This is a genomic window from Streptomyces sp. NPDC057963 (genome assembly GCF_042887155.1).
Taxonomy (GTDB): domain Bacteria; phylum Actinomycetota; class Actinomycetes; order Streptomycetales; family Streptomycetaceae; genus Streptomyces.
On record NZ_JBHVPX010000007.1, the window covers coordinates 122,325 to 142,883 of the forward strand.

At 70.3% G+C, this 20,559-nt stretch carries 16 protein-coding genes and 2 tRNA genes; 16 read left to right on the plus strand and 2 right to left on the minus strand.

From position 1 onward, the window contains the following. Positions 1 to 62: 62 nt before the first annotated feature. The 14 genes from ACFVT1_RS18350 (at position 63) to ACFVT1_RS18415 (ending at position 16,281) form a co-directional block, all read left to right on the plus strand. The gene (locus ACFVT1_RS18350; RefSeq protein ID WP_327367385.1) at positions 63 to 227 is read left to right on the plus strand and encodes a hypothetical protein; all 165 of its coding nucleotides are present in this window, start codon (positions 63 to 65) and stop codon (positions 225 to 227) included. Between the two features lie 38 nt (positions 228 to 265). Further along, positions 266 to 883 (plus strand): nicotinate-nucleotide adenylyltransferase, encoded by a 618-nt coding sequence (gene nadD, locus ACFVT1_RS18355; RefSeq protein ID WP_389796418.1) that lies wholly within the window; start codon positions 266 to 268, stop codon positions 881 to 883. Positions 884 to 902: 19 nt separating this feature from the next. Beyond that, positions 903 to 2,687 (plus strand): LCP family protein, encoded by a 1,785-nt coding sequence (locus ACFVT1_RS18360; RefSeq protein ID WP_389796420.1) that lies wholly within the window; start codon positions 903 to 905, stop codon positions 2,685 to 2,687. Positions 2,688 to 2,801: 114 nt separating this feature from the next. After that, entirely contained in the window at positions 2,802 to 3,233 is a 432-nt protein-coding gene (rsfS, locus tag ACFVT1_RS18365; RefSeq protein WP_362194100.1) for a ribosome silencing factor, read from the plus strand. Continuing rightward, positions 3,230 to 3,883: a histidine phosphatase family protein gene (locus ACFVT1_RS18370; RefSeq protein ID WP_362194899.1), complete on the plus strand. Its 654-nt coding sequence runs from the start codon at positions 3,230 to 3,232 to the stop codon at positions 3,881 to 3,883. Before rsfS ends, ACFVT1_RS18370 begins: the two co-directional genes overlap by 4 nt. Before the next feature lie 160 nt (positions 3,884 to 4,043). Further along, positions 4,044 to 4,116, plus strand: a tRNA-Ala gene (locus tag ACFVT1_RS18375). Between the two features lie 1,190 nt (positions 4,117 to 5,306). Further along, positions 5,307 to 5,540 carry a hypothetical protein gene (locus ACFVT1_RS18380; RefSeq protein ID WP_389796424.1) on the plus strand — a complete coding sequence of 78 codons (234 nt, stop codon included), beginning with the start codon at positions 5,307 to 5,309 and terminating at the stop codon, positions 5,538 to 5,540. Between the two features lie 178 nt (positions 5,541 to 5,718). Continuing rightward, positions 5,719 to 5,791 (plus strand) — tRNA-Ala (locus tag ACFVT1_RS18385). 349 nt (positions 5,792 to 6,140) lie between these two features. After that, positions 6,141 to 9,014 (plus strand): leucine--tRNA ligase, encoded by a 2,874-nt coding sequence (gene leuS, locus ACFVT1_RS18390; RefSeq protein WP_389796427.1) that lies wholly within the window; start codon positions 6,141 to 6,143, stop codon positions 9,012 to 9,014. 301 nt (positions 9,015 to 9,315) lie between these two features. Further along, positions 9,316 to 10,071, plus strand: coding sequence for a hypothetical protein (locus tag ACFVT1_RS18395; protein ID WP_389796428.1), 756 nt, complete (start codon positions 9,316 to 9,318; stop codon positions 10,069 to 10,071). 138 nt (positions 10,072 to 10,209) lie between these two features. Further along, a complete protein-coding gene (locus ACFVT1_RS18400) occupies positions 10,210 to 11,055 on the plus strand; it encodes a DegV family protein (RefSeq protein ID WP_389796429.1) in 846 nt (281 codons plus the stop codon). Positions 11,056 to 11,775: 720 nt separating this feature from the next. Further along, complete coding sequence (locus ACFVT1_RS18405) at positions 11,776 to 12,432, plus strand: helix-hairpin-helix domain-containing protein (protein WP_389796431.1); 657 nt, start codon at positions 11,776 to 11,778, stop codon at positions 12,430 to 12,432. Continuing rightward, complete coding sequence (locus ACFVT1_RS18410; RefSeq protein ID WP_389796433.1) at positions 12,429 to 15,008, plus strand: ComEC/Rec2 family competence protein; 2,580 nt, start codon at positions 12,429 to 12,431, stop codon at positions 15,006 to 15,008. Before ACFVT1_RS18405 ends, ACFVT1_RS18410 begins: the two co-directional genes overlap by 4 nt. Positions 15,009 to 15,396: 388 nt before the next feature. Then, complete coding sequence (locus tag ACFVT1_RS18415; RefSeq protein WP_389796434.1) at positions 15,397 to 16,281, plus strand: YceI family protein; 885 nt, start codon at positions 15,397 to 15,399, stop codon at positions 16,279 to 16,281. A 76-nt stretch (positions 16,282 to 16,357) separates the two neighbouring features. Here the strand turns inward: ACFVT1_RS18415 and ACFVT1_RS18420 are convergent, their stop codons facing one another. Then, complete coding sequence (locus ACFVT1_RS18420) at positions 16,358 to 16,603, minus strand: hypothetical protein (protein ID WP_389796436.1); 246 nt, start codon at positions 16,601 to 16,603, stop codon at positions 16,358 to 16,360. Positions 16,604 to 16,680: 77 nt separating this feature from the next. On the opposite strand from ACFVT1_RS18420, the gene holA reads away from it, so the two are divergent. After that, positions 16,681 to 17,667, plus strand: a complete 987-nt coding sequence (gene holA / locus ACFVT1_RS18425; protein WP_389796438.1) for a DNA polymerase III subunit delta — start codon at positions 16,681 to 16,683, stop codon at positions 17,665 to 17,667. 334 nt (positions 17,668 to 18,001) lie between these two features. Here the strand turns inward: holA and rpsT are convergent, their stop codons facing one another. Next, positions 18,002 to 18,268, minus strand: a complete 267-nt coding sequence (rpsT, locus tag ACFVT1_RS18430; RefSeq protein ID WP_362194128.1) for a 30S ribosomal protein S20 — start codon at positions 18,266 to 18,268, stop codon at positions 18,002 to 18,004. Between the two features lie 214 nt (positions 18,269 to 18,482). Here rpsT and lepA point away from each other — a divergent pair, with 214 nt between their 5' ends. Continuing rightward, a complete protein-coding gene (lepA, locus tag ACFVT1_RS18435) occupies positions 18,483 to 20,357 on the plus strand; it encodes a translation elongation factor 4 (protein ID WP_389796440.1) in 1,875 nt (624 codons plus the stop codon). Positions 20,358 to 20,559 lie beyond the last annotated feature (202 nt).

Below are 20,559 nucleotides of genomic sequence, written 5' to 3' on the forward strand. Positions count from 1 at the left end.
CTCCCGCATACGATGTGCGCGACGTCTTCCTTCCGACTCCCGATCGATAGGTCCTGCCGAAGATGAGCCTCACGAGCACTGCGCATCAGCTGGTCACCCTCGCCGCCGAGGGCGGCGAGCACGGTGGCAACCACGAAAGCCTCAGCCCGTATGTCACCGGGGGCGGTGCGTTCGTCGTGCTGCTGCTCCTGCTGTGGATCACCACTCGCTTCAACCGCGACCGCTGAGGCGGAGGCGTACAGCTGTGCCAGTAGGCTCTGCACGCATGGGAGAGCAGGAAGTGCCTACCGGTCGCAGAAAGCGCCGAATCGGCGTGATGGGCGGGACATTTGACCCGATCCATCATGGACACCTGGTGGCGGCCAGTGAAGTGGCCGCCCAGTTCCACCTCGACGAGGTGATCTTCGTTCCGACCGGGCAGCCGTGGCAGAAGAGCCACAAGCACGTCTCCCCGGCCGAGGACCGCTACCTGATGACGGTCATCGCGACGGCGTCCAACCCGCAGTTCTCGGTCAGCCGGAGCGACATCGACCGCAGCGGGCCGACGTACACCATCGATACGCTGCGCGACCTGCGCGCGATCCACGGTGACGCGGACCTCTTCTTCATCACCGGCGCCGACGCGCTCGCCCAGATCCTCACCTGGCGGAACGCCGACGAGCTCTTCTCGCTCTCCCACTTCATCGGTGTGACGCGGCCGGGGCACGTACTCACGGACCCGGGGCTGCCGGAGGGCGGCGTCTCCCTCGTGGAGGTGCCCGCGCTCGCGATCTCGTCCACGGACTGCCGCCAGAGGGTCGCACAGGGAGAGCCGGTCTGGTACCTGGTGCCGGACGGCGTGGTCCGCTACATCGACAAGCGCCAGCTGTACCGCGGCGAATGAGCCACGCAGAGGGGCACCGGTGAACGACCGACAGAACCCGTACGACCCGTACTACCAGCAGCCGCAGATCATCGGCTACGACGAGTACGGGCAGCCGGTGTACCAGCAGGCCGGACAGCAGGCGTACGACCCGTACGCGCCTCAGCAGCCGCAGGAGTTCCAGCAGCCTCAGCAGCAGCCGTACCAGGCCGACCAGGGGTACGGATACGACCCGTACGCCCAGCCCCAGCAACCGCAGCCCGCGCGACAGCAGCCCGCGGAGCCGCAGGCGTACGACCCGTATGGCTCTCAGCCTGCCCAGCAACAGCAACAGCAAGAGCAGCAGCAACACCAGCAGCCGCAGCAGGCCTACGGCGGCTACGACGGTTACGGCTACGACACCGGCCGGCAGCCTGCCGCGGTCGATACCACCCAGCAGTGGAACATCCCGCAGCAGGCCTCAGCGCAGCCCACACCCCCTCCCGCCCCGGCACCGGTCATGGAGGAACCCCGGCCGGAGCCCGACGCCGGGGCCGAGCCGGAACCGGCCGTTCCCGGGCAGCGCCGCCCCGACTACCGCACCGAGCAGTTCTCCTTCATCGAGGAGCCCGACGAGGACTCCGAAGACGTCATCGACTGGCTGAAGTTCACCGAGAGCCGCAGCGAGCGGCGCGAGGAGGCGCGGCGCCGCGGCCGCAACCGCATGGTCGCGCTGATAGTCGTGGTGGCCCTGGTGGTGGTCGGCGGTGTCGGCTATCTCTGGTCCGCCGGAAAGATCCCCGGCCTCTCCGGTTCGGAGAAGGACAACTCGGCATCGACGGGCCCGCAGCAGCGGGACGTCATCGTGGTCCACCTGCACAACACCAAGAAGGGCGGCACCTCCACGGCGCTGCTCGTCAACAATGTGACGACCAAGCAGGGGACCACGGTTCTGCTCCCCAACTCGCTCGCGGTCTCCGACGGCGAGGGCGACACGACCACCCTCGGCAAGTCCGTCGAGGCCGACGGCACCACCGGCACCCGCGATTCCATCGACACCCTGCTCGGCACCAGCATCAGCGGTACGTGGCGGCTGGACACCCCCTATCTGGAGACTCTCGTCGATCTGGTCGGCAGCATCGAAGTCGACACGGACACCGAGGTGCCCGACACGAAGAAGGGCGCTTCCCCCCTGGTGAAGAAGGGCGAGGCGCAGACCCTGAGCGGTCGGATGGCCGTCGCGTACGCCACCTACCGGGCGCCCGGTGAGGCCGAGACGAAGCAGCTCGTGCGGTTCGGGGAGGTCATGCGGGGTGTTCTGCGGAAGATCTCGGACGATCCGAAGGCCGCCACGGTCACCGTCGAGACGCTGGCGCAGATCCTCGACCCGTCGCTCCCCGAGAAGGACCTGGGCGCCTCCCTGGCGAAGCTCGCCCAGCGCGCCAAGATCGGCGACTACAAGACGGAACTGCTGCCGGTGCAGGCCGACGGCACACTCACCGAAGCGGCCACCGAGAGAGTCGTCAAGGACGTCCTGGGCGGCACGGTGAAGGCTCCGGAGGCCGACGCGACGGTGCGGGTCGGAATCAAGGACGCCACCGGCGACAAGGACGCCGCTGCGTCCGCCCGGATCAAGCTGGTCAACGGTGGCTATGCCTTCGTCGGCGGTGGAACGGCCGGGACCTCGGCTCTGTCCGAGGTCCTCTACGAGACCGCGGCGGACAAGGAAAAGGCGACGCAGGTCGCCAAGACTCTGGGCCTGCCGACGAGCGCGGTGAAGCAGGGCAAGCCCGCCGCGAACGCGGATGTGTCCGTCGTGCTCGGCCAGGACTACAAGGTCAAATGACCGGGGCCGCGCCACCCGGATGACGCCGGCTCGACCTCCGAACGTTCGCTGCGTGGGCTGTCGGCGGTCCGTGAGACCCTAGGGGTTGATCTGACCGCCGACGAAAGCCTGCTTGTGACCGCCACGGACCGCTCCATCGAGCTCATCAACGCCGCCGCTCAGGCGGCCGCCGACCGGCTCGCGCACGACATCATTGCGTACGACGTCAGCGATGTGCTGTCGATCACGGACGCCTTCCTGCTGGCCTCGGCCCCCAACGACCGCCAGGTCAAGTCGATCGTCGACGAGATCGAGGAGCGGCTCCAGAAGGAGCTCGGCGCGAAGCCGGTACGCCGCGAGGGCGACCGCGACGCGCGCTGGATCCTCCTCGACTACGTCGACATCGTCATCCACGTCCAGCACAGCGAGGAGCGTGTCTTCTACGCGCTGGAGCGCCTCTGGAAGGACTGCCCCGAGATCGCGCTCCCCGAGGACGCCGTCAAGACCCGCGGCAAGGCCGCGGAGCACGCCCAGCTCACCGGCAGCACGGACGGTGAGCAGAGCTGAACGGCAGCGGAAGCGGCAGGGGCCGCAGAATCGTTCTCTGGCGACACGGCCAGACGGCGTGGAATCTGGAGCGCCGGTTCCAGGGCTCCACGGACATCGCGCTCACCGAGGTCGGCATCGGGCAGGCCCAGCGGGCCGCCCGGCTGCTCGCCTCGCTGAGGCCGGCTGCGATCGTCGCCTCCGATCTGCGGCGGGCGGCGGCAACGGCTGCTGAGCTCGCCGCGATCACCGGCCTCGAAGTCGCGCACGACGAGGGGCTGCGGGAGACCTACGCCGGTGCCTGGCAGGGTCTCACCCACGAGGAGATCATCGGGCAGTACGGCGAGCAGTACGCCGCGTGGAAGCGCGGTGAGCCCGTGCGGCGCGGCGGCGGCGAGCTGGAGACCGAGGTCGCCGACCGGGCCGCCCCGGTCGTGCTCGGACACGCCGACAAGCTGCCCGACAGCGGCACGCTCGTCGTGGTCAGCCACGGCGGCACCATCCGCACCACCATCGGTCGGCTGCTGGGCCTGGAGTCGCACCACTGGGAAGGGCTCGGCGGGCTCTCCAACTGCTGCTGGTCGGTGCTGGGGGAGGGCGCGCGCGGCTGGCGCCTGCTGGAGCACAACGCCGGCACGCTGCCCGAGCCGGTACTCGGCGACGACACGTAGGGCCTCGACGCCCAGCCGCGGCGGCCCCTGTGGGCACGGGTCGGCGAGATGCCTGGGCCGTGTGCCGGGCGGTGTCGGCCGGATTTCACTTTCTGGCTGGTCACAGGCTAAAGTTCTTCTTGTTCGCGGGGCGGAAACGCAGGGAAACACAGCGAACAGCGGGGCTATAGCTCAGTTGGTAGAGCGCCTGCATGGCATGCAGGAGGTCAGGAGTTCAATTCTCCTTAGCTCCACAATCAGGATCCCGTCCTCGTCAGAGGGCGGGATCTCTGCGTTCTCCCTGACGGTTTCCTCTGGCGGTTTCCCCCGGCACGTTCGCTCCGACCGTGCCTGCGGTCACGCCTTCCGGTCATGGCTCCCGGTGCCGCCGCATCCGCAGACGGGGATCGCTCACCCGTTCCAGGAACTGGCCCACCGGGCTAACCGCCGCGTGCTGCGGGCCCGGGGTCCACAGGACCGGCCGGACGATCCTGGTCGGGCACCGCCGTCATGTGCACCGCCGCCGTGCACGCCGCCGGCAGCCGAGGACCGGGCGGCGAACTCATGCTCCACGGCCCGCCGTTCCGTGGGTTCCGACAGCCGGATCTGCCAGCAGGGCGCTGTGCGGGCGTTGTTGTGCGTTCTCGTGGTGATGGCGGTCGACGCGGGCTTCCTCTTCGCGGCGGTGCGGTACGGCCAGGACGGTCCGGGGTACTCGGCGCCACGTACAGGGCCGGCGTTCGCGCCGACGGTGCTGGTCGTCGGTGCGTTCGGGCGGGCCTGGCACCGCTGGGCGGTGTGGCTTCAAAGATCCGTGGAATCCGGGCGGGTTCACCTTGGTGGCCGTCGGCTGTGTGGCCGTCGGGCTGTTGATGTGCGGCGGGGCGAGGCGGTTCCCGGCCGCACGCGGCTTTCGCGGTCAAGGGCTGCGGCACGGCTCCGGCCTTCACTCCGGGGGGTGTTGGCGAACATATGCGATGAGGACGCCGCGGCCGCGAGCGGCCCATGGACGGCCGTCGCCCGACTCGGCCGGCCGGCCGGCGCCTCGCCGTTCGGCGCGCTCCGTCGCAACCGCCTTGATGCGCCGGGGCGCAGAGGCCGGGGCACGCGTTGCGGGTGGGTGTTCTCGCGTTGTCGGCGGCCGGGCCGACGGGCGCGTCGACGGGTCTCGTACGGCATCGGTGGCCGACCGGATATCCGCTGGGCTGACCCCCTTGCGGGGTCATGGCAGAATCGGAACGCCGGAGGGGGCGACGGACCGAACGGGAGGGAGCGCGCGATGCCTGCGAGCCGCCACGAGGTCCCGGACCTGCTCCTTGTTCCCGACCGGCGCGCCCGTGCCGGTCGCTTTGCCGGTGGTCCGTTCCGCGCGGCCCACGTGCTCGGCGAGAACGGCGGAGTCTCCCGCGTGTGCACTGCCCGTGGCCAAAGCCGGAGCTGATTCATGGGTGTACACAGGCGGAAGTGCGATTGGTGCGGCAGCGGTACGCCCATCGTCAGAGACATGGATCCGATCAATCCGGAGTACCAGTACTGGTGCGAGGAATGTGCGCGGGCGCTGGTCATAAAGGGCGACCCGATCGAGACCTACCGGGAACTCGAGGGGGAGCCGATCTACGGGCGCCTGCTGGAGGAGCACTGCACGCTCAAGCGCTTCTACTCCTTCGCCACTGCGTGAGCCCTTGCGCGCCTCTGTGCTCCCCGAGCCCCTGTTCGCCGCTGCGCCGTTCCCTGACCGAGGTGCCGCAGAATCGGTCAAATGCGGGCAGGCGGGAAACGATTTGGTGGACTGGCGGGGTCACCGGTAATGTTCTCGATGTCGCCAGGGGCAAGCGAAACCAGGCGGTGCGCAACACGGGGCTATAGCTCAGTTGGTAGAGCGCCTGCATGGCATGCAGGAGGTCAGGAGTTCAATTCTCCTTAGCTCCACAGTGAAGTAATGAGAAGCGGGTCATCCTTACAGGGTGACCCGCTTCTCGTTCATCTGCGGCAGCGTCGGTTGCTTCGGGGCGCTCCGCCGTACGGCCGCTCCGCTCTCCTTGCCCTGCCCATGGACCGGCCGTGCCCTGACCGGCTCCGGACCCGTGCGGTACCCTGGCGCCATGCGTGCCGTACGCCTTCTGCTTAGCGAGCCGCGCTGATCAGTCCCGACCGGTGAGAATGCCTGGTCGGAATCAGCGCGGCGTCCCCTCCTGTGCGAGGGGTTTTTTCGTTTCCGTAGACGCGTGTCCGTAGACGTGGGCGCCGGCAGATGACGATCGATGGAGCTTTGAGGATCATGAGCGAGACGAATTCCGCAGCCGAGACGGCTGCGCCGCACCGCTACACGGCAGCCATGGCCGCCGACATCGAGGCACGCTGGCAGGACTTCTGGGACGCCGAGGGCACGTACGAGGCGCCGAATCCGACCGGTGACCTGGCGGGCGATCCGGACCTGGCCGCCAGGCCGAAGAAATTCATCATGGACATGTTCCCGTACCCCTCGGGTGCGGGCCTGCACGTCGGTCACCCGCTGGGCTACATCGCCACCGACGTCTTCGCCCGCCACCAGCGGATGACCGGGCACAACGTGCTGCACACCCTGGGCTTCGACGCCTTCGGCCTGCCCGCGGAGCAGTACGCCGTGCAGACCGGCACGCACCCGCGGGTCTCCACCGAGACCAACATCGAGAACATGACCGCTCAGCTGCGCCGGCTGGGCCTGGGCCACGACAAGCGCCGCTCGTTCGCCACGATCGAGTCGGAGTACTACAAGTGGACCCAGTGGATCTTCCTGCAGATCTTCAACTCCTGGTACGACACCGAGGCCGACCGGGCCCGCCCGATCGACGAGCTGGTCGCACAGTTCGAGAGCGGTTCGCGTCCCACCCCGGACGGCCGTGACTGGAGCGCGCTGAGCGCCGCCGAGCGCGCGGACGTCCTGGGCGAGTACCGCCTGGCGTACGCCTCCGACGCGCCCGTCAACTGGTCGCCGGGCCTGGGCACCGTACTGGCCAATGAAGAGGTGACGGCCGACGGCCGCTCCGAGCGCGGCAATTTCCCCGTCTTCAAGGCCAAGCTGCGCCAGTGGAACATGCGCATCACGGCCTACGCCGACCGGCTGCTGAACGACCTGGACGGGCTGGACTGGCCCGAGGCCATCAAGCTGCAGCAGCGCAACTGGATCGGGCGTTCCGAAGGCGCGCGCGTCGACTTCCCGGTCGACGGCGCCGGCGCCGTCACGGTCTTCACCACCCGCCAGGACACCCTGTTCGGTGCCACCTACATGGTGCTGGCACCCGAGCACGAGCTGGTGGAGCGGATCATTCCGGCCGCCTGGCCCGAGGGCACCCACCCGGTGTGGACCGGCGGACACGCGTCCCCGGCCGAGGCCGTCACCGCGTACCGCAAGCTGGCCGCCGCCAAGTCCGACGTGGAGCGGCAGGCCGAGGCCAAGGACAAGACCGGTGTCTTCACCGGTGCGTACGCGACCAACCCGGTCAGCGGCGAGAAGGTGCCCGTCTTCATCGCCGACTACGTCCTGATGGGCTACGGCACCGGCGCGATCATGGCCGTGCCGGCGCACGACGCGCGCGACTTCGCCTTCGCGCGCGCCTTCGAGCTGCCGATGCGCTGTGTCGTCCAGCCGTCGGACGACCGCGGTACGGACCCCTCGACGTGGGACGACGCCTTCTCCTCGTACGAAGCGAAGCTGGTCAACTCCGCCAATGACGAGATCTCGCTGGACGGTCTGGGCGTCGTCGACGCCAAGGCGAAGATCACCGAGTGGCTGAAGGAGCACGGCGTCGGTGAGGGCACCGTCAACTTCCGGCTGCGCGACTGGCTGTTCAGCCGTCAGCGCTACTGGGGCGAGCCCTTCCCGATCGTCTACGACGAGGCCGGCATCGCCCACCCGCTGCCCGAGTCGATGCTGCCCCTGGTGCTGCCGGAGGTCGACGACTACTCGCCGCGCACCTTCGACCCCGACGACGCCGACACCCAGCCCGAGACCCCGCTGTCCCGGAACGCCGACTGGGTCAACGTCACCCTGGACCTGGGCGACGGCAACGGCCCGAAGAAGTACCGCCGCGAGACCAACACCATGCCCAACTGGGCGGGCTCCTGCTGGTACGAGCTGCGCTACCTGGACCCGAACAACGATCGGAAACTGGTCGACCCGGGGATCGAGCAGTACTGGATGGGCCCGCGCGAGGGCCGGCCGACCGGTGGCGTCGACCTGTACGTCGGCGGCGCCGAGCACGCCGTACTGCACCTGCTGTACGCCCGCTTCTGGTCCAAGGTGCTGCACGACCTGGGGCACATCTCGTCCGCCGAGCCGTTCCACAAGCTGTACAACCAGGGCATGATCCAGGCGTTCGTCTACCGGGACAGCCGCGGCATCGCGGTCCCGGCGGCCGAGGTCGAGGAGCGGGACGGAACGTTCTACTACCAGGGCGAGAAGGTCAGCCGCGTCCTGGGCAAGATGGGCAAGTCCCTGAAGAACGCCGTCACGCCGGACGAAATCTGCGCCGAGTACGGTGCGGACACGCTGCGCCTGTACGAGATGGCGATGGGCCCGCTGGATGTGTCGCGGCCGTGGGACACACGCGCCGTCGTCGGCCAGTACCGGCTGCTGCAGCGGCTGTGGCGCAATGTCGTCGACGAGGAGACCGGCCAGGTCACCGTCGTCGACACCGAGCCGGGCGAGGAGACGCTGCGGGCGCTGCACAAGGCGATCGACGGGGTCGGCCAGGACATGGCCGGGATGCGCTTCAACACCGCCATCGCCAAGGTCACCGAGCTGAACAACCACCTGACCAAGGCGGGCGGCCCGCTGTCCCGGAGCGTCGCCGAGTCGCTGGTGCTGCTGGTGGCGCCGCTGGCGCCGCACATCGCCGAGGAGCTGTGGCGCCGACTGGGCCACACCGAGTCGGTCGTGCACCAGGACTTCCCCGTCGCCGACCCGGCGTACGTCGTGGACGAGACCGTGACCTGCGTCGTGCAGGTCAAGGGCAAGGTCAAGGCGCGCCTGGAGATCTCCCCGTCGATCGCGGACGACGAGCTGGAGGCGCTGGCCCTGGCAGATCCGGCCGTGATTGCCGCGCTGGACGGCGCGGGCATCCGCAAGGTGATCGTGCGGGCGCCGAAGCTGGTCAACATCGTGCCGGCGTGACGGCGTCGCTGTCCGGGAGCGAGGGTGCCGACTGTTCTCCGTGCGAGGGCGGTCGCCGTCCCGAGGCGACGGTGGTCGTCCCGGCGTGACGGTCGTCGTCCCGGTGCGGTGGTCGTCCGGACGTGACGGTCGTCGTCCCGGTGTGTGACGGTCGGCGGGTAGCCGCCGGCTGTCGTACGGCGGTGTGGGGGCATTCCCCTACGGGCAGGTTGGGGGTTCCGAAGGAACCCTCGGCCTGCCCTTTCCGTTTACGGTGGAGGGGCCGGCACCCGGCAGCCGAAACGACATGCGAGGGACGCTCATGGAAGCCGTGATCCTGATTCTGGGGTTGCTCTTTTTCGCGTTCGTGGCCCTGGGCGTGTATGTGGGCGTCAAGGCCATCGGCGCGGCGAAGCGGGGCGTGGACCGCACGATCACGCAGGCGCGCCGGACCGTCGAGGACACCACGCTGAGGGCCAAGAGCTACGGCCAGCCGAGCGTGAGCGGAGAGCTGGCGCAGCTGCGGCTCGCACTGCGCACGTCCATGCGGGCCACGCAGGAGGCGTTGCAGGCGGGAGTCGCCGAGGATGCCTCGCTCTCGGAGTCACTGGGCCTCTTCCAGCGGCTGAGTGTGCACGGGCGAGAGCTGGACGACGACCTGAAGAGACTGGAGCGCGAGCCCGACCGGGCGACGGTCGCCTCGATGCTGCCGGGCCTGAAGCAGCGCACGGAGCGGATCACACACTCCGCGGATTCGCTGCGGTGGGCCGCCCGGGACCGGGCGCGGCAGTTCGTCGAGGACGATCTGGACGCGCTGAATGCGCAGATCGATGTGGAGGCCGGGGCGCTGCGGCACTGGACGGTGGAGCCGGACAAACCGGTCCACGGGCAGGGCGACGGCCGCGACCGGGGCCAGGGGCGGGAGACCGGGCAGGGGCAGGACCAGGGACGGGCGAGTCGGCCGGGGCAGGAAGGCCGGCCGGTCGACGATACGGCGCAGGCGATCACGGCTGCGGACCCGCGGTGGCAGACGCAGTACCCGTGGCAGAAGGCGGCTCGGCCCGAAACGACGAACTGAGGCGCTCGACGACCGGCGGCGACCTGATGCGGTCCGGAGCGGTCCGGAGCGGTCCCGAGCGGTCCTGAGCGGTCCTGAGCGATCATTCGGTCGGGGTCGGACTGCCGGGCCGAAGACTTGCCAGGTAACCTCCCGCTCATGTCCCGCCATGTCGCGATCGTCACCGATTCCACGGCCTACCTGCCGCCCGAGGCGATGGAACGGCACGGCATCACCGCGGTGCCGCTGACCGTCGTCCTCGGTGATCAGGCGCTGGAGGACGGCACCGAGATCTCGGCCCGCTCCCTTGCACTGGCGCTCCAGAAGCGTCGCCCCGTGACGACTTCCCGGCCCAGCCCGGAGGTCTTCGCCGCCGCGTACCGGGCCGCGGCCGAGGCCGGAGCAGGCGGCGTCGTCTCGCTGCACCTCTCGGCCGAGATCTCGGGCACCTACGACGCCGCCCTGCTCGCGGCGAAGGACGCACCGGTTCCGGTACGGGTGGTGGACACCGGGATGGTCGCCATGGCCCTCGGGTTCTGCGCCCTCGCGGCGGCGGAGACGACGGAGGCGGGCGGGAGCTTGGACGAGGCGGTCGCGGCCGCGGAGAAACGGGCCGCGGGCACCTCCGCGTACTTCTACGTCGACACGCTGGACTATCTGCGCCGCGGCGGTCGTATCGGTGCGGCGCAGGCTCTGCTGGGATCCGCGCTCGCCGTGAAGCCGCTGCTCCAACTGGACGGCGGCCGTATCGAACTGCTGGAGAAGGTCCGGACGGCCTCGAAGGCGATCGCGCGCCTGGAGGAGATCGTCGCGGAACGCGCGGGTCTCGGCCGGGTGGACATCGCCGTGCATCACCTGGCTGCACCCGAGCGGGCCGAGCGACTTTCCGAGCGGCTGCGCGAGCGGGTGCCGGGCCTGGTCGATCTGCATGTCAGCGAGGTGGGCGCGGTGATCGGTGCCCACACCGGGCCCGGCCTGCTCGGGGCTGTGGTCTCACCACGCTGAAGCCGGTTCGCGGCTCTTGCCTCCTGGGTTCCGGCCCTCGGATCTCACTCCTGGGGGTGGCCGAGTTATCCACAACTGGTCGGTTGTCCACCGGAATCGGGTCTGCTCAGCGGGTTCGGACGGATGTGCCTACCGTCGTGAGGCATGGCTCCCCGATCACCTCGTGCAACCAGTGGAAGCGGCACCGGCCCCGGCCGTGCCCGTAGCGGTCCCGGCCTCGGCCCCGGACGACGACGGTCCTCGCGTGGGCGCGCGGACGTCGTGGCGGCGGTTTCGCGGCGTCGGGCGGACGCCCTCATGGGAGGGGCGTGCAGCGGACGGGGCGCGCAGCCTGCCCTTGGGGCTGCCGCGGCTCCTGCCCCAGCTCCGGCTCCCGCTTCGGTTTCGGCCCCCGTTCGGGCTTCTGCTTCCGCTTCGGCACCAGCTCGGGCTCCCGTTCCGGCTTCGGCTCGGGCTCCCGTTCCCACTCCTGCGTCCTTTTCGGCGTTCGCTCCGGCCTCGGCCCCGAGTCCGGGCCTGACATCGAACCCCGCTACTGGCGGAGCTACCGCAACGGCTATGGCTATGGATACGGCTTCTGCACCTGCCTCGACGCCAGCCTCTGTACTGGCCTCGACGCCGGCCTCTGCGCCGACCGCGGCACCGGCTCCGGGGCTGTGGGAGAGGGTGGTTCCCGCGCTGCGGGAGCGGATTCCGGTGTGGCTTCAGCTCAGATGCGGTGTGGAGCCGAGGACCCTCGCCGCACTGACCGTTGTCCTGATCGCGGCCGCGGTCTTCGCCGCGGTGCATTTCTGGTCCGCGCGCCCCCACTCCGTCAGAGCGCCCGATCCGGTCAACGAGGCTGTGGGCGCCAGGACATCGGACCCGACGCCGGGGGCGGCCGGAGCACTCGAGCCGTTACCGGGGCCGCCACCGGCGACAGGGCCGGGCGGGCACATCGTCGTCGATGTGAGCGGGAAGGTGCGGAGGCCGGGGATCCAGCAACTGCCGTCCGGCGCACGGGTCGCCGATGCGATCAGGGCCGCTGGTGGCGCCCGCCCCGGTGTCGACCTCGCCGGGCTCAACCGGGCGCGGGTGCTCATGGACGGTGAGCAGATTGTGGTGGGTGCCCCGACGGGCCCTCCGGCCACCGGCGGTACGGGAGGAGCTGCCGTGGGCGGCGCCGACAGCGGCGGCCCCGCGGCAGGGCCGGTCAGTCTCAACCGGGCGACCGTCGAACAACTCGACACCCTGCCCGGCGTCGGCCCGGTCCTCGCCCAGCACATCGTCGACTACCGCACACAGCACGGCGGTTTCCGCTCTGTCGACGAACTCCGCGAGGTCACCGGGATCGGCGATCGCCGGTTCGCCGACCTCCAACCGCTGGTGGGGCCATGAACCACCTGGACGTCCACGCGGCCTCGGGCCGGCGGCTGGGTGCCTCCGACCCCAGGCAGGAGGGCCCGCTCGACCTTCGGCTGGTCCCGCCGGCCTTGGCGGCCTGGGCCGGAGCGGCGCTCGCGACCGGCGCGCCGGGACGGTGGACCACGGCGGGCGTGCTGCTCTGCGTCGGAGCCGCCATGGTCCTCCTGGCGGTGTCCGGAGTTTCGGCCACCCGCGCGATGCGTGGTTTGTCGGCCGGTGCCGGGGGAGGGGCGGCAGACGACGAGAGTGCGGCGCTCGACCAGTGGCGGCCGCACCTCACCGCAACCGCGACCGCGGCCGCGCTGCTCTGTGCCGCGGCCGGGGCCGCGTCGGCCGGGTGGCACAGCGCGGATGTACGACAGGGGCCGGTCCATGCGCTGGCTCAGCGGTTCGCGAGGGTCGATGCGGAGGTGACGGTGACGTCCGACGCCCGGCAGACCGTGCCCCGGGTACGCGGCGACCACAGCATGCCCGCCTCCCTCCTCGTGGATGCCGAGATCACACGGCTGACCGGGCCCGATGGTGCGGTCACCCAACTGCGTACGCCGGTGCTGCTGATCGTCTCGCCCGGCGGATCGATGGCGCCGTGGCAGCAGTTGCTCCCCTCCACGCGCCTGCGTGTCGGAGGCCGACTGGCGCCACCGCTGCACGCGGGGGAGCGCAATGCCGCCGTGCTTCGGCCGGAGGGCAAGGGCCCGCCGCACATCACCGGCCTTCCTTCGCCGGTTCAGCGCACGGCGGGTGCTCTGCGTGCGGGGCTGCGGCAGGCGTCCGAGCGGCTCGATCCCGATGCGCGGGCGCTTCTGCCCGGCCTGGTGGTCGGCGACACCTCACGGGTCACGCCGGAACTGCACGATGCCTTCCAGGCAGCCGACCTCACTCACCTGATGGCGGTCTCCGGTGCCAACCTGGCGATCCTGCTCGTTCTCCTGATCGGCCCACCGGGCACAGCCACCCGTGTCGAACGCCGCGGTCTGGCACCCCGGTTGGGAGTCTCGCTGCGGATGACCGCGGTGCTCGGCGGCGGACTCACGCTCGCCTTCGTCATCGTCTGCCGACCGGAGCCGAGCGTGCTGCGGTCCGCGGCCTGCGGACTGATCACCCTGCTCGCCATCGGCACAGGGCGCCGCAGATCACTGATCCCCGCTCTGGCCGCTGCGGTTCTTCTGCTGGTGCTGTACGACCCGTGGATGGCGCGCAGCTACGGCTTCATCCTCTCCGTCCTGGCCACCGGTGCCCTGCTCACCATCGCCCCGAGGTGGAGCGATGCGCTGCGCCGGCGCCGGGTCCCGCCCCGGCTCGCCGAGGCGCTGGCCGCGGCCGCCGCTGCGCAGGCGGTGTGTGCGCCGGTCGTCGTGCTGCTTGCCTCCCGGGTCAGTCTGGTGGCCATCCCGTGCAATCTGCTGGCCGAGTTCGCGGTGGCGCCGGCCACGGTCCTCGGGTTCGCCGCGCTCGCCCTGGCGCCGGTGGCCATGCCGGTGGCGGAGCTGCTCGCCCGGATCGCGGGGTGGCCGGCCGGGTGGATCGCCTCGGTGGCCCGTGCCGGGGCGGCGCTGCCCGGGGCGGAGATCGACTGGCCCGACGGCGGGAAGGGCGCGCTGCTGCTCGCCGCGCTGACAGCAGCGGTGGTGCTGTCAGCGCGCCGTATCGTGCGCCATCCCTGGGTCTGCTCGGCCGCCGCGCTGCTGCTGATTCTCGTGGTGCTGCGTCCGGTGCCGCTCAGCCGGGTGCTGACCGGATGGCCGCCGCCGGACTGGGCGTTCGCGATGTGCGATGTCGGCCAGGGCGACTCCCTCGTGCTGGCCGTGGGGAACCGCAAGGGCGTGGTCGTCGACACCGGTCCCGATCCCCGGCTCGCCGACCGGTGCCTGCGTGACCTGGGCATCACCGAGGTGCCGCTTCTGATTCTCACGCACTTCCACGCGGACCATGTGCGCGGGCTGCCCGGTGTGCTGCGGGGCAGAGCAGTGGGAGCGATCCAGACGACGAGCCTGGACGAACCGCCGGACCAGGTCGCGTTCGTACGGAGAACGGCCGCCGCGGCGGGTGTCCCGCTGGTGCGGGCCGTCCCCGGCGAACGCCGCCGGATCGGACCCCTCGACTGGCGAGTCCTGTGGCCTGCGGGTGGCACCGGGGCGGGCGGCGCACCGATGGTCGGGGGAGCCGGATACGGTCCCGTACCGCAGGAGCCGAATGATGCCAGCGTCACGCTGTACGTCCGAACGGGCCGGTTGACCCTGTTGCTCCTGGGTGACCTCGAACCTCCGGCTCAGCAGGGGTTGTTGCGCAGATATCCCGTGCTGCCACGGGTGGACGTTCTCAAGGTCGCCCATCATGGCTCCGCCCATCAGGACCCCGCTCTGCTGCGCAGCGTGCACCCGAGACTCGCCCTGGTGAGCGTGGGCAGGGACAACCCGTACGGTCACCCGGCCCCGCACACCCTCGACGCGCTCCGAGCCGGTGGAGCGGTGGTGCTGCGCACGGACACGGACGGAGCGATCGCCGTGGCGGGTGCCGGGGCGGGGCTGAGGACGATGAGCAGCTCATGAGCCCTGCTCTGCCGGTGGCCGCCGGACAGCCCGGGTTTGTCGGTGGTCGCCGGACAGCCGCACTTTGTTGGCGGCCGTCGGACAGCCCACTTCTTGGGTGGCCGCCGGACAGCCCCGTTCCATCGGTGACCGCCGGACAGCCTCATCCTGTCGGTGGGCCACCGACAGCGCGCACAAGTCGATGGTGGTCGAAAGCGGGGTGGTCAATTCGGACCATCGGTAACACCTCCACCCAAGCCACTGCGAGCTGCTCTGTTTGCCTCGAACACCACAATGGTGATCGAATGCATGCTCGTCGGTGGGCCGCTGCTCCGACGAGGACGTCCAGCCGTCGAGAACGTCCAGCCGTCAGGGCCCAAGGTGAATCGCCCCCGGGGGTAGGTAGAAGATGTTCGGCCGTTGGCTGGGAAGCAGGAGAGCGACGGATACCGGGCGCGGCAACGCCCTCGCCGGGCTGGAGGTCCCACGCACAGCCGGAGTGCTCAGTTGCCGGGTGCTCGACCCCGTCAACGAGATCGTGCCGCAGGCCGAGTTCGTCGTCACGGACGGTGCGGGCCGCAAGGTCGTCGGTGGTGAGACGGACCCGTACGGCAGCGTCCTCGCCACCGTCCCGGCCGGCGAGTACCGGCTGGCCGTCACGGCTGAGGGCTTCACCCCGTTCCACGGCGCGGCCACGGTCGTCGAGGGCGGTCACTCCGGCCTCGGCGATGTGATGCTGCAACTCTCCGCGCCCCCGCAGTTGCCCGACCCGGGCGAGTGGGAGGTCGAGCCGATGCACTCGCAGATCGGCTTCACGGCCCGGCACATCGGCATGGCGCGCATCCACGGCCGGTTCAACACCTTCGCCGGTGCGGTCCGGATCGCCGACCGGATGGAGGACTCGGCCATGCACGTGATCATCGACGCCGCGTCGATCGACACGAACGTCCAGATGCGCGACGACCATCTGCGTTCCAGCGACTTCCTCGACGTGGGCCGCTACCCGACGCTGGAGTTCTACAGCAACCGCTTCGTCCACCGCGGCGGCACGCGCTGGGGTGTGACCGGCGCGCTCACCCTGCACGGCGTCAGCCGCACGGTCACGCTCGACACCCAGTACCTCGGCCTGGGCAACGGTCTGGAGGGCGAGACCCGCGCCGCCTGCCGGGCCACCACGGAACTGCACCGCGAGGACTTCACCCTGACCTGGCAGACCATGCTGGCCCGGGGCATCGCGGCCGTCGGCTCCAGCATCTCCATCGACATGGACATCCAGATCGTCCCCAAGAACTGAGCCGAAAAGAGCCGGACCGAAGGAGCCGGGCCGATAGAGCCGGGCCGGCAAGGCATCCGGTAGCCCCGCCGCACCGCTAGGGCGCTTCGAGCCACCCGTCGTACCCCGCGGCGAACGCGTCGAGCGCAGCGGAGTCCAGACGTGCCGACGGGTCCTCGACGACCACCAGCCACTGGGCGTCCTCGGCGTCGTCCTCACCGGCGAGTGCGTCGCGTACGAGCTGGGGCTCCTCGGCCACCCCGAAGCGGTCGCCGAGCTCTCCGGCCACCTCCTCCGCGGCATCGCGGTCGGGCAGCACCAGCACATGTCTCACATCACTCACCGGCCCATTCTCCCGTACGCGGTGAGCCGTTGCTCCGGCGGCGGGGTTGTCGGTGGCGCGTGGGATGCTGGAGGGCGATGGCCACCAGAAGGAATTCCACCGACGACCCGCTCGCCCCCCTCACGCTCGTCGTGGGGCAGGAGGACCTGCTTCTCGACCGCGCCGTGCAGCAGGTGGTGGCGGCGGCCCGTGTCGCCGACCCCGACACGGATGTCCGCGACCTCACCTCCGACCAGCTCCAGCCCGGCACCCTCGCCGAGCTGACGAGCCCGTCGCTCTTCGCCGAGCGCAAGGTGGTGATCGTGCGCAACGCGCAGGATCTCTCCGCCGACACGATCAAGGACGTCAAGGCGTATCTCGGCGATCCGGTCGAGGAGATCACCCTCGTCCTGCTCCACGCGGGCGGCGCCAAGGGCAAGGGCCTGCTGGACGCGGCGCGCAAGGCCGGGGCGCGGGAGGTCGCGTGTCCGAAGACGACCAAGCCGGCCGAGCGGCTCTCGTTCGTACGGTCGGAGTTCCGGGCGCTGGGGCGCGCGGCGACCCCCGAGGCGTGCCAGGCGCTGGTCGACTCCATCGGCAGCGATCTGCGGGAGCTGGCGAGTGCCGTCTCGCAGCTCGTCGCGGATGTCGAGGGCACGATCGACGAGGCGGTCGTCGCCCGCTACTACACGGGCCGCGCCGAGGCGTCGAGCTTCACGGTCGCCGACCGCGCGGTGGAGGGACGGGCGGCAGAAGCGCTCGAGGCGCTGCGCTGGTCGCTGTCGACGGGGGTGGCGCCCGTGCTGATCACCAGCGCGCTGGCGCAGGGCGTACGGGCGATCGGCAAGTTGTCCTCCGCCCGCGGGGGGCGCCCCGCGGACCTCGCCCGTGAGCTGGGCATGCCGCCGTGGAAGATCGACCGGGTACGCCAGCAGATGCGTGGCTGGACGCCGGACGGCGTGGCCGTGGCGCTGCGGGCGGTCGCGGCTGCGGACGCGGGGGTCAAGGGAGGCGGCGACGACCCGGAGTACGCGTTGGAGAAGGCCGTGGTCGCGGTGGCACGGGCGGCGCGATCCGGACGGTAGGGGGGCGCGCGATAGCCGGACGGGGGCCTCTCCGGACGGAGTGCGGGCCCCGGGGGCGCGTCCAGGAGTCCGGGGGCGCGTCCACGTGTGCCGGGCGGGCCTGACCACGGGCCGGGCGGTCCGGAAGAGCCTGACCACGGGCCGGGCGGGGCCGGACAGCGAGTATGCCGAAGGCCCCGGCCTACGCTCTGGGGAGAGCGGAGGCCGGGGCCTTCGGATCACACTCGGTACGCCGCACCCGCGTGGCGAACGCAGGTTCGGTGTGCGGCGCGGGGGCCGGGCAGGGGCGGGAGAGAGGGCCCGCTGGTCCGTTCCGGCGGTCACATCAGAATGCTCAGCCCTGGAGGGAGGCAACCTTGGAGGCCAGCGCCGACTTCTTGTTGGCGGCGGCGTTCTTGTGGATGACACCCTTCGAGACGGCCTTGTCGAGCGCGCGGGAGGCGTCGCGAGCAGCCGTAGCGGCCTTCTCGACGTCACCGGCGACGGCAGCCTCACGGGCCTTGCGGATAGCGGTCTTGAGCGAGGACTTGACGGCCTTGTTGCGCAGGCGCGCCTTCTCGTTCGTCTTGTTCCGCTTGATCTGGGACTTGATGTTCGCCACGAAAGAGCCTTTTCAGGTTCGTTGGATCTTCGATGTGCGCCCCATGACCCAGAGGGTCGCGAGGCACAGCTGTCAACGGTACCAGTCCCGCTCCGACCGGCCCAAACCGGTCCCCGCCCCGCAACCATGGGACGATGGAGGCTACGTATCGATCCGACCGAACCGACATCGACCCGAGACACGGCGTTCGGCGTCTCAAGAATCAGGACCCTGCGTGCCCGCGACTCCTACCCACGTGCCCGAGCCGAGCCGTACCGACCCGGCGCTGATCCGCAACTTCTGCATCATCGCGCACATCGACCACGGCAAGTCGACCCTTGCCGACCGGATGCTCCAGCTGACGGGCGTGGTCGACCAGCGGCAGATGCGCGCTCAGTACCTCGACCGGATGGACATCGAGCGCGAGCGCGGCATCACCATCAAGTCCCAGGCGGTACGTCTGCCCTGGGCGCCCAACACGGGCGAGGACCAGGGCCGCACCCATGTCCTCAACATGATCGACACCCCGGGCCACGTGGACTTCACCTACGAGGTCTCCCGTTCGCTCGCCGCCTGCGAGGGCACGGTCCTGCTGGTCGACGCCGCGCAGGGCATCGAGGCCCAGACGCTGGCCAACCTCTACCTGGCGATGGAGAACGACCTCACCATCGTCCCGGTGCTCAACAAGATCGACCTTCCGGCCGCGCAGCCGGAGAAGTTCTCCGAGGAGCTGGCCAACCTCATCGGCTGCCAGCCGGAGGATGTGCTCAAGGTCTCCGCGAAGACCGGCATCGGCGTGGACGTCCTGCTCGACCGCGTCGTCAAGGACGTTCCGGCCCCGGTCGGCAAGGCCGACGCCCCCGCCCGCGCCATGATCTTCGACTCGGTCTACGACTCCTACCGGGGCGTCGTCACGTACGTCCGAGTCGTCGACGGCCAGCTCAACAAGCGCGAGCGCATCCGGATGATGTCCACCGGCGCCACGCACGAGCTCCTGGAGATCGGGGTCTCCTCCCCGGAGATGACCCCGGCGGACGGCCTCGGCGTGGGCGAGGTCGGCTACATCATCACCGGTGTGAAGGATGTCCGGCAGTCCAAGGTCGGTGACACCATCACCTCCCTGAACAAGGGCGCGACCGAGGCGCTGGGCGGCTACAAGGACCCCAAGCCGATGGTGTTCTCGGGCCTGTACCCGCTGGACGGCTCGGACTACCCGGACCTGCGCGAGGCGCTCGACAAGCTCCAGCTCAACGACGCCGCCCTGGTGTACGAGCCGGAGACCTCCGCCGCGCTCGGCTTCGGCTTCCGCGTCGGCTTCCTCGGACTGCTCCACCTCGATGTGATCCGCGAGCGGCTGGAGCGCGAGTTCGGTCTCGAACTCATCGCCACCGCCCCCAACGTGGTCTACCGCGTGGAGATGGAGGACGGCACCGAGCACACCGTCACCAATCCGAGCGAATTCCCCGAGGGCAAGATCGACAAGGTGCACGAGCCCGTCGTGCGCGCCACGGTCCTGGCGCCCAGCGAGTTCATCGGCGCGATCATGGAGCTCTGCCAGAACCGCCGCGGCACCCTGCTCGGCATGGACTACCTCTCCGAGGACCGGGTCGAGATCCGCTACACCCTGCCGCTCGCCGAGATCGTCTTCGACTTCTTCGACCAGCTGAAGTCCAAGACCCGGGGCTACGCGTCCCTCGACTACGAGCCCACCGGCGAACAGTCCGCCCAACTCGTCAAGGTCGACATCCTGCTGCACGGCGACAAGGTCGACGCGTTCTCCGCGGTCACGCACAAGGACAAGGCGTACGCGTACGGCGTGCGGCTCGTCGCCAAGCTGCGCGAGCTGATCCCGCGGCAGAACTTCGAGGTGCCGATCCAGGCCGCCATCGGCTCCCGGGTCATCGCCCGTGAGACCGTCCGCGCCATCCGCAAGGACGTCCTCGCCAAGTGCTACGGCGGTGACATCTCCCGTAAGCGGAAGCTGCTGGAGAAGCAGAAGGAAGGCAAGAAGCGGATGAAGATGGTCGGCAATGTGGAGGTGCCGCAGGAGGCCTTCATCGCCGTGCTGTCGACGGACGAGTCGGGCGGGGAAGGCAAGGGCAAGAAGTAACCCCCGCCGCGAGACCGGGGAGCGGGTTCCGCGCCGGCCTCGGCGAGACAGGGGAGCGGGTTCCGCGCCGGATTCCGTCCCGGCTCCGGCCCGCCCCTACTCGGTGGTAGCCCAACGGGCCCCTGGGTCGCAGCGCCCTGCGACCCGGGGGCCCGTTCGTTATGAAGCGGCGGCCCATTGCCTCTTACGCGGCGGACGCGGG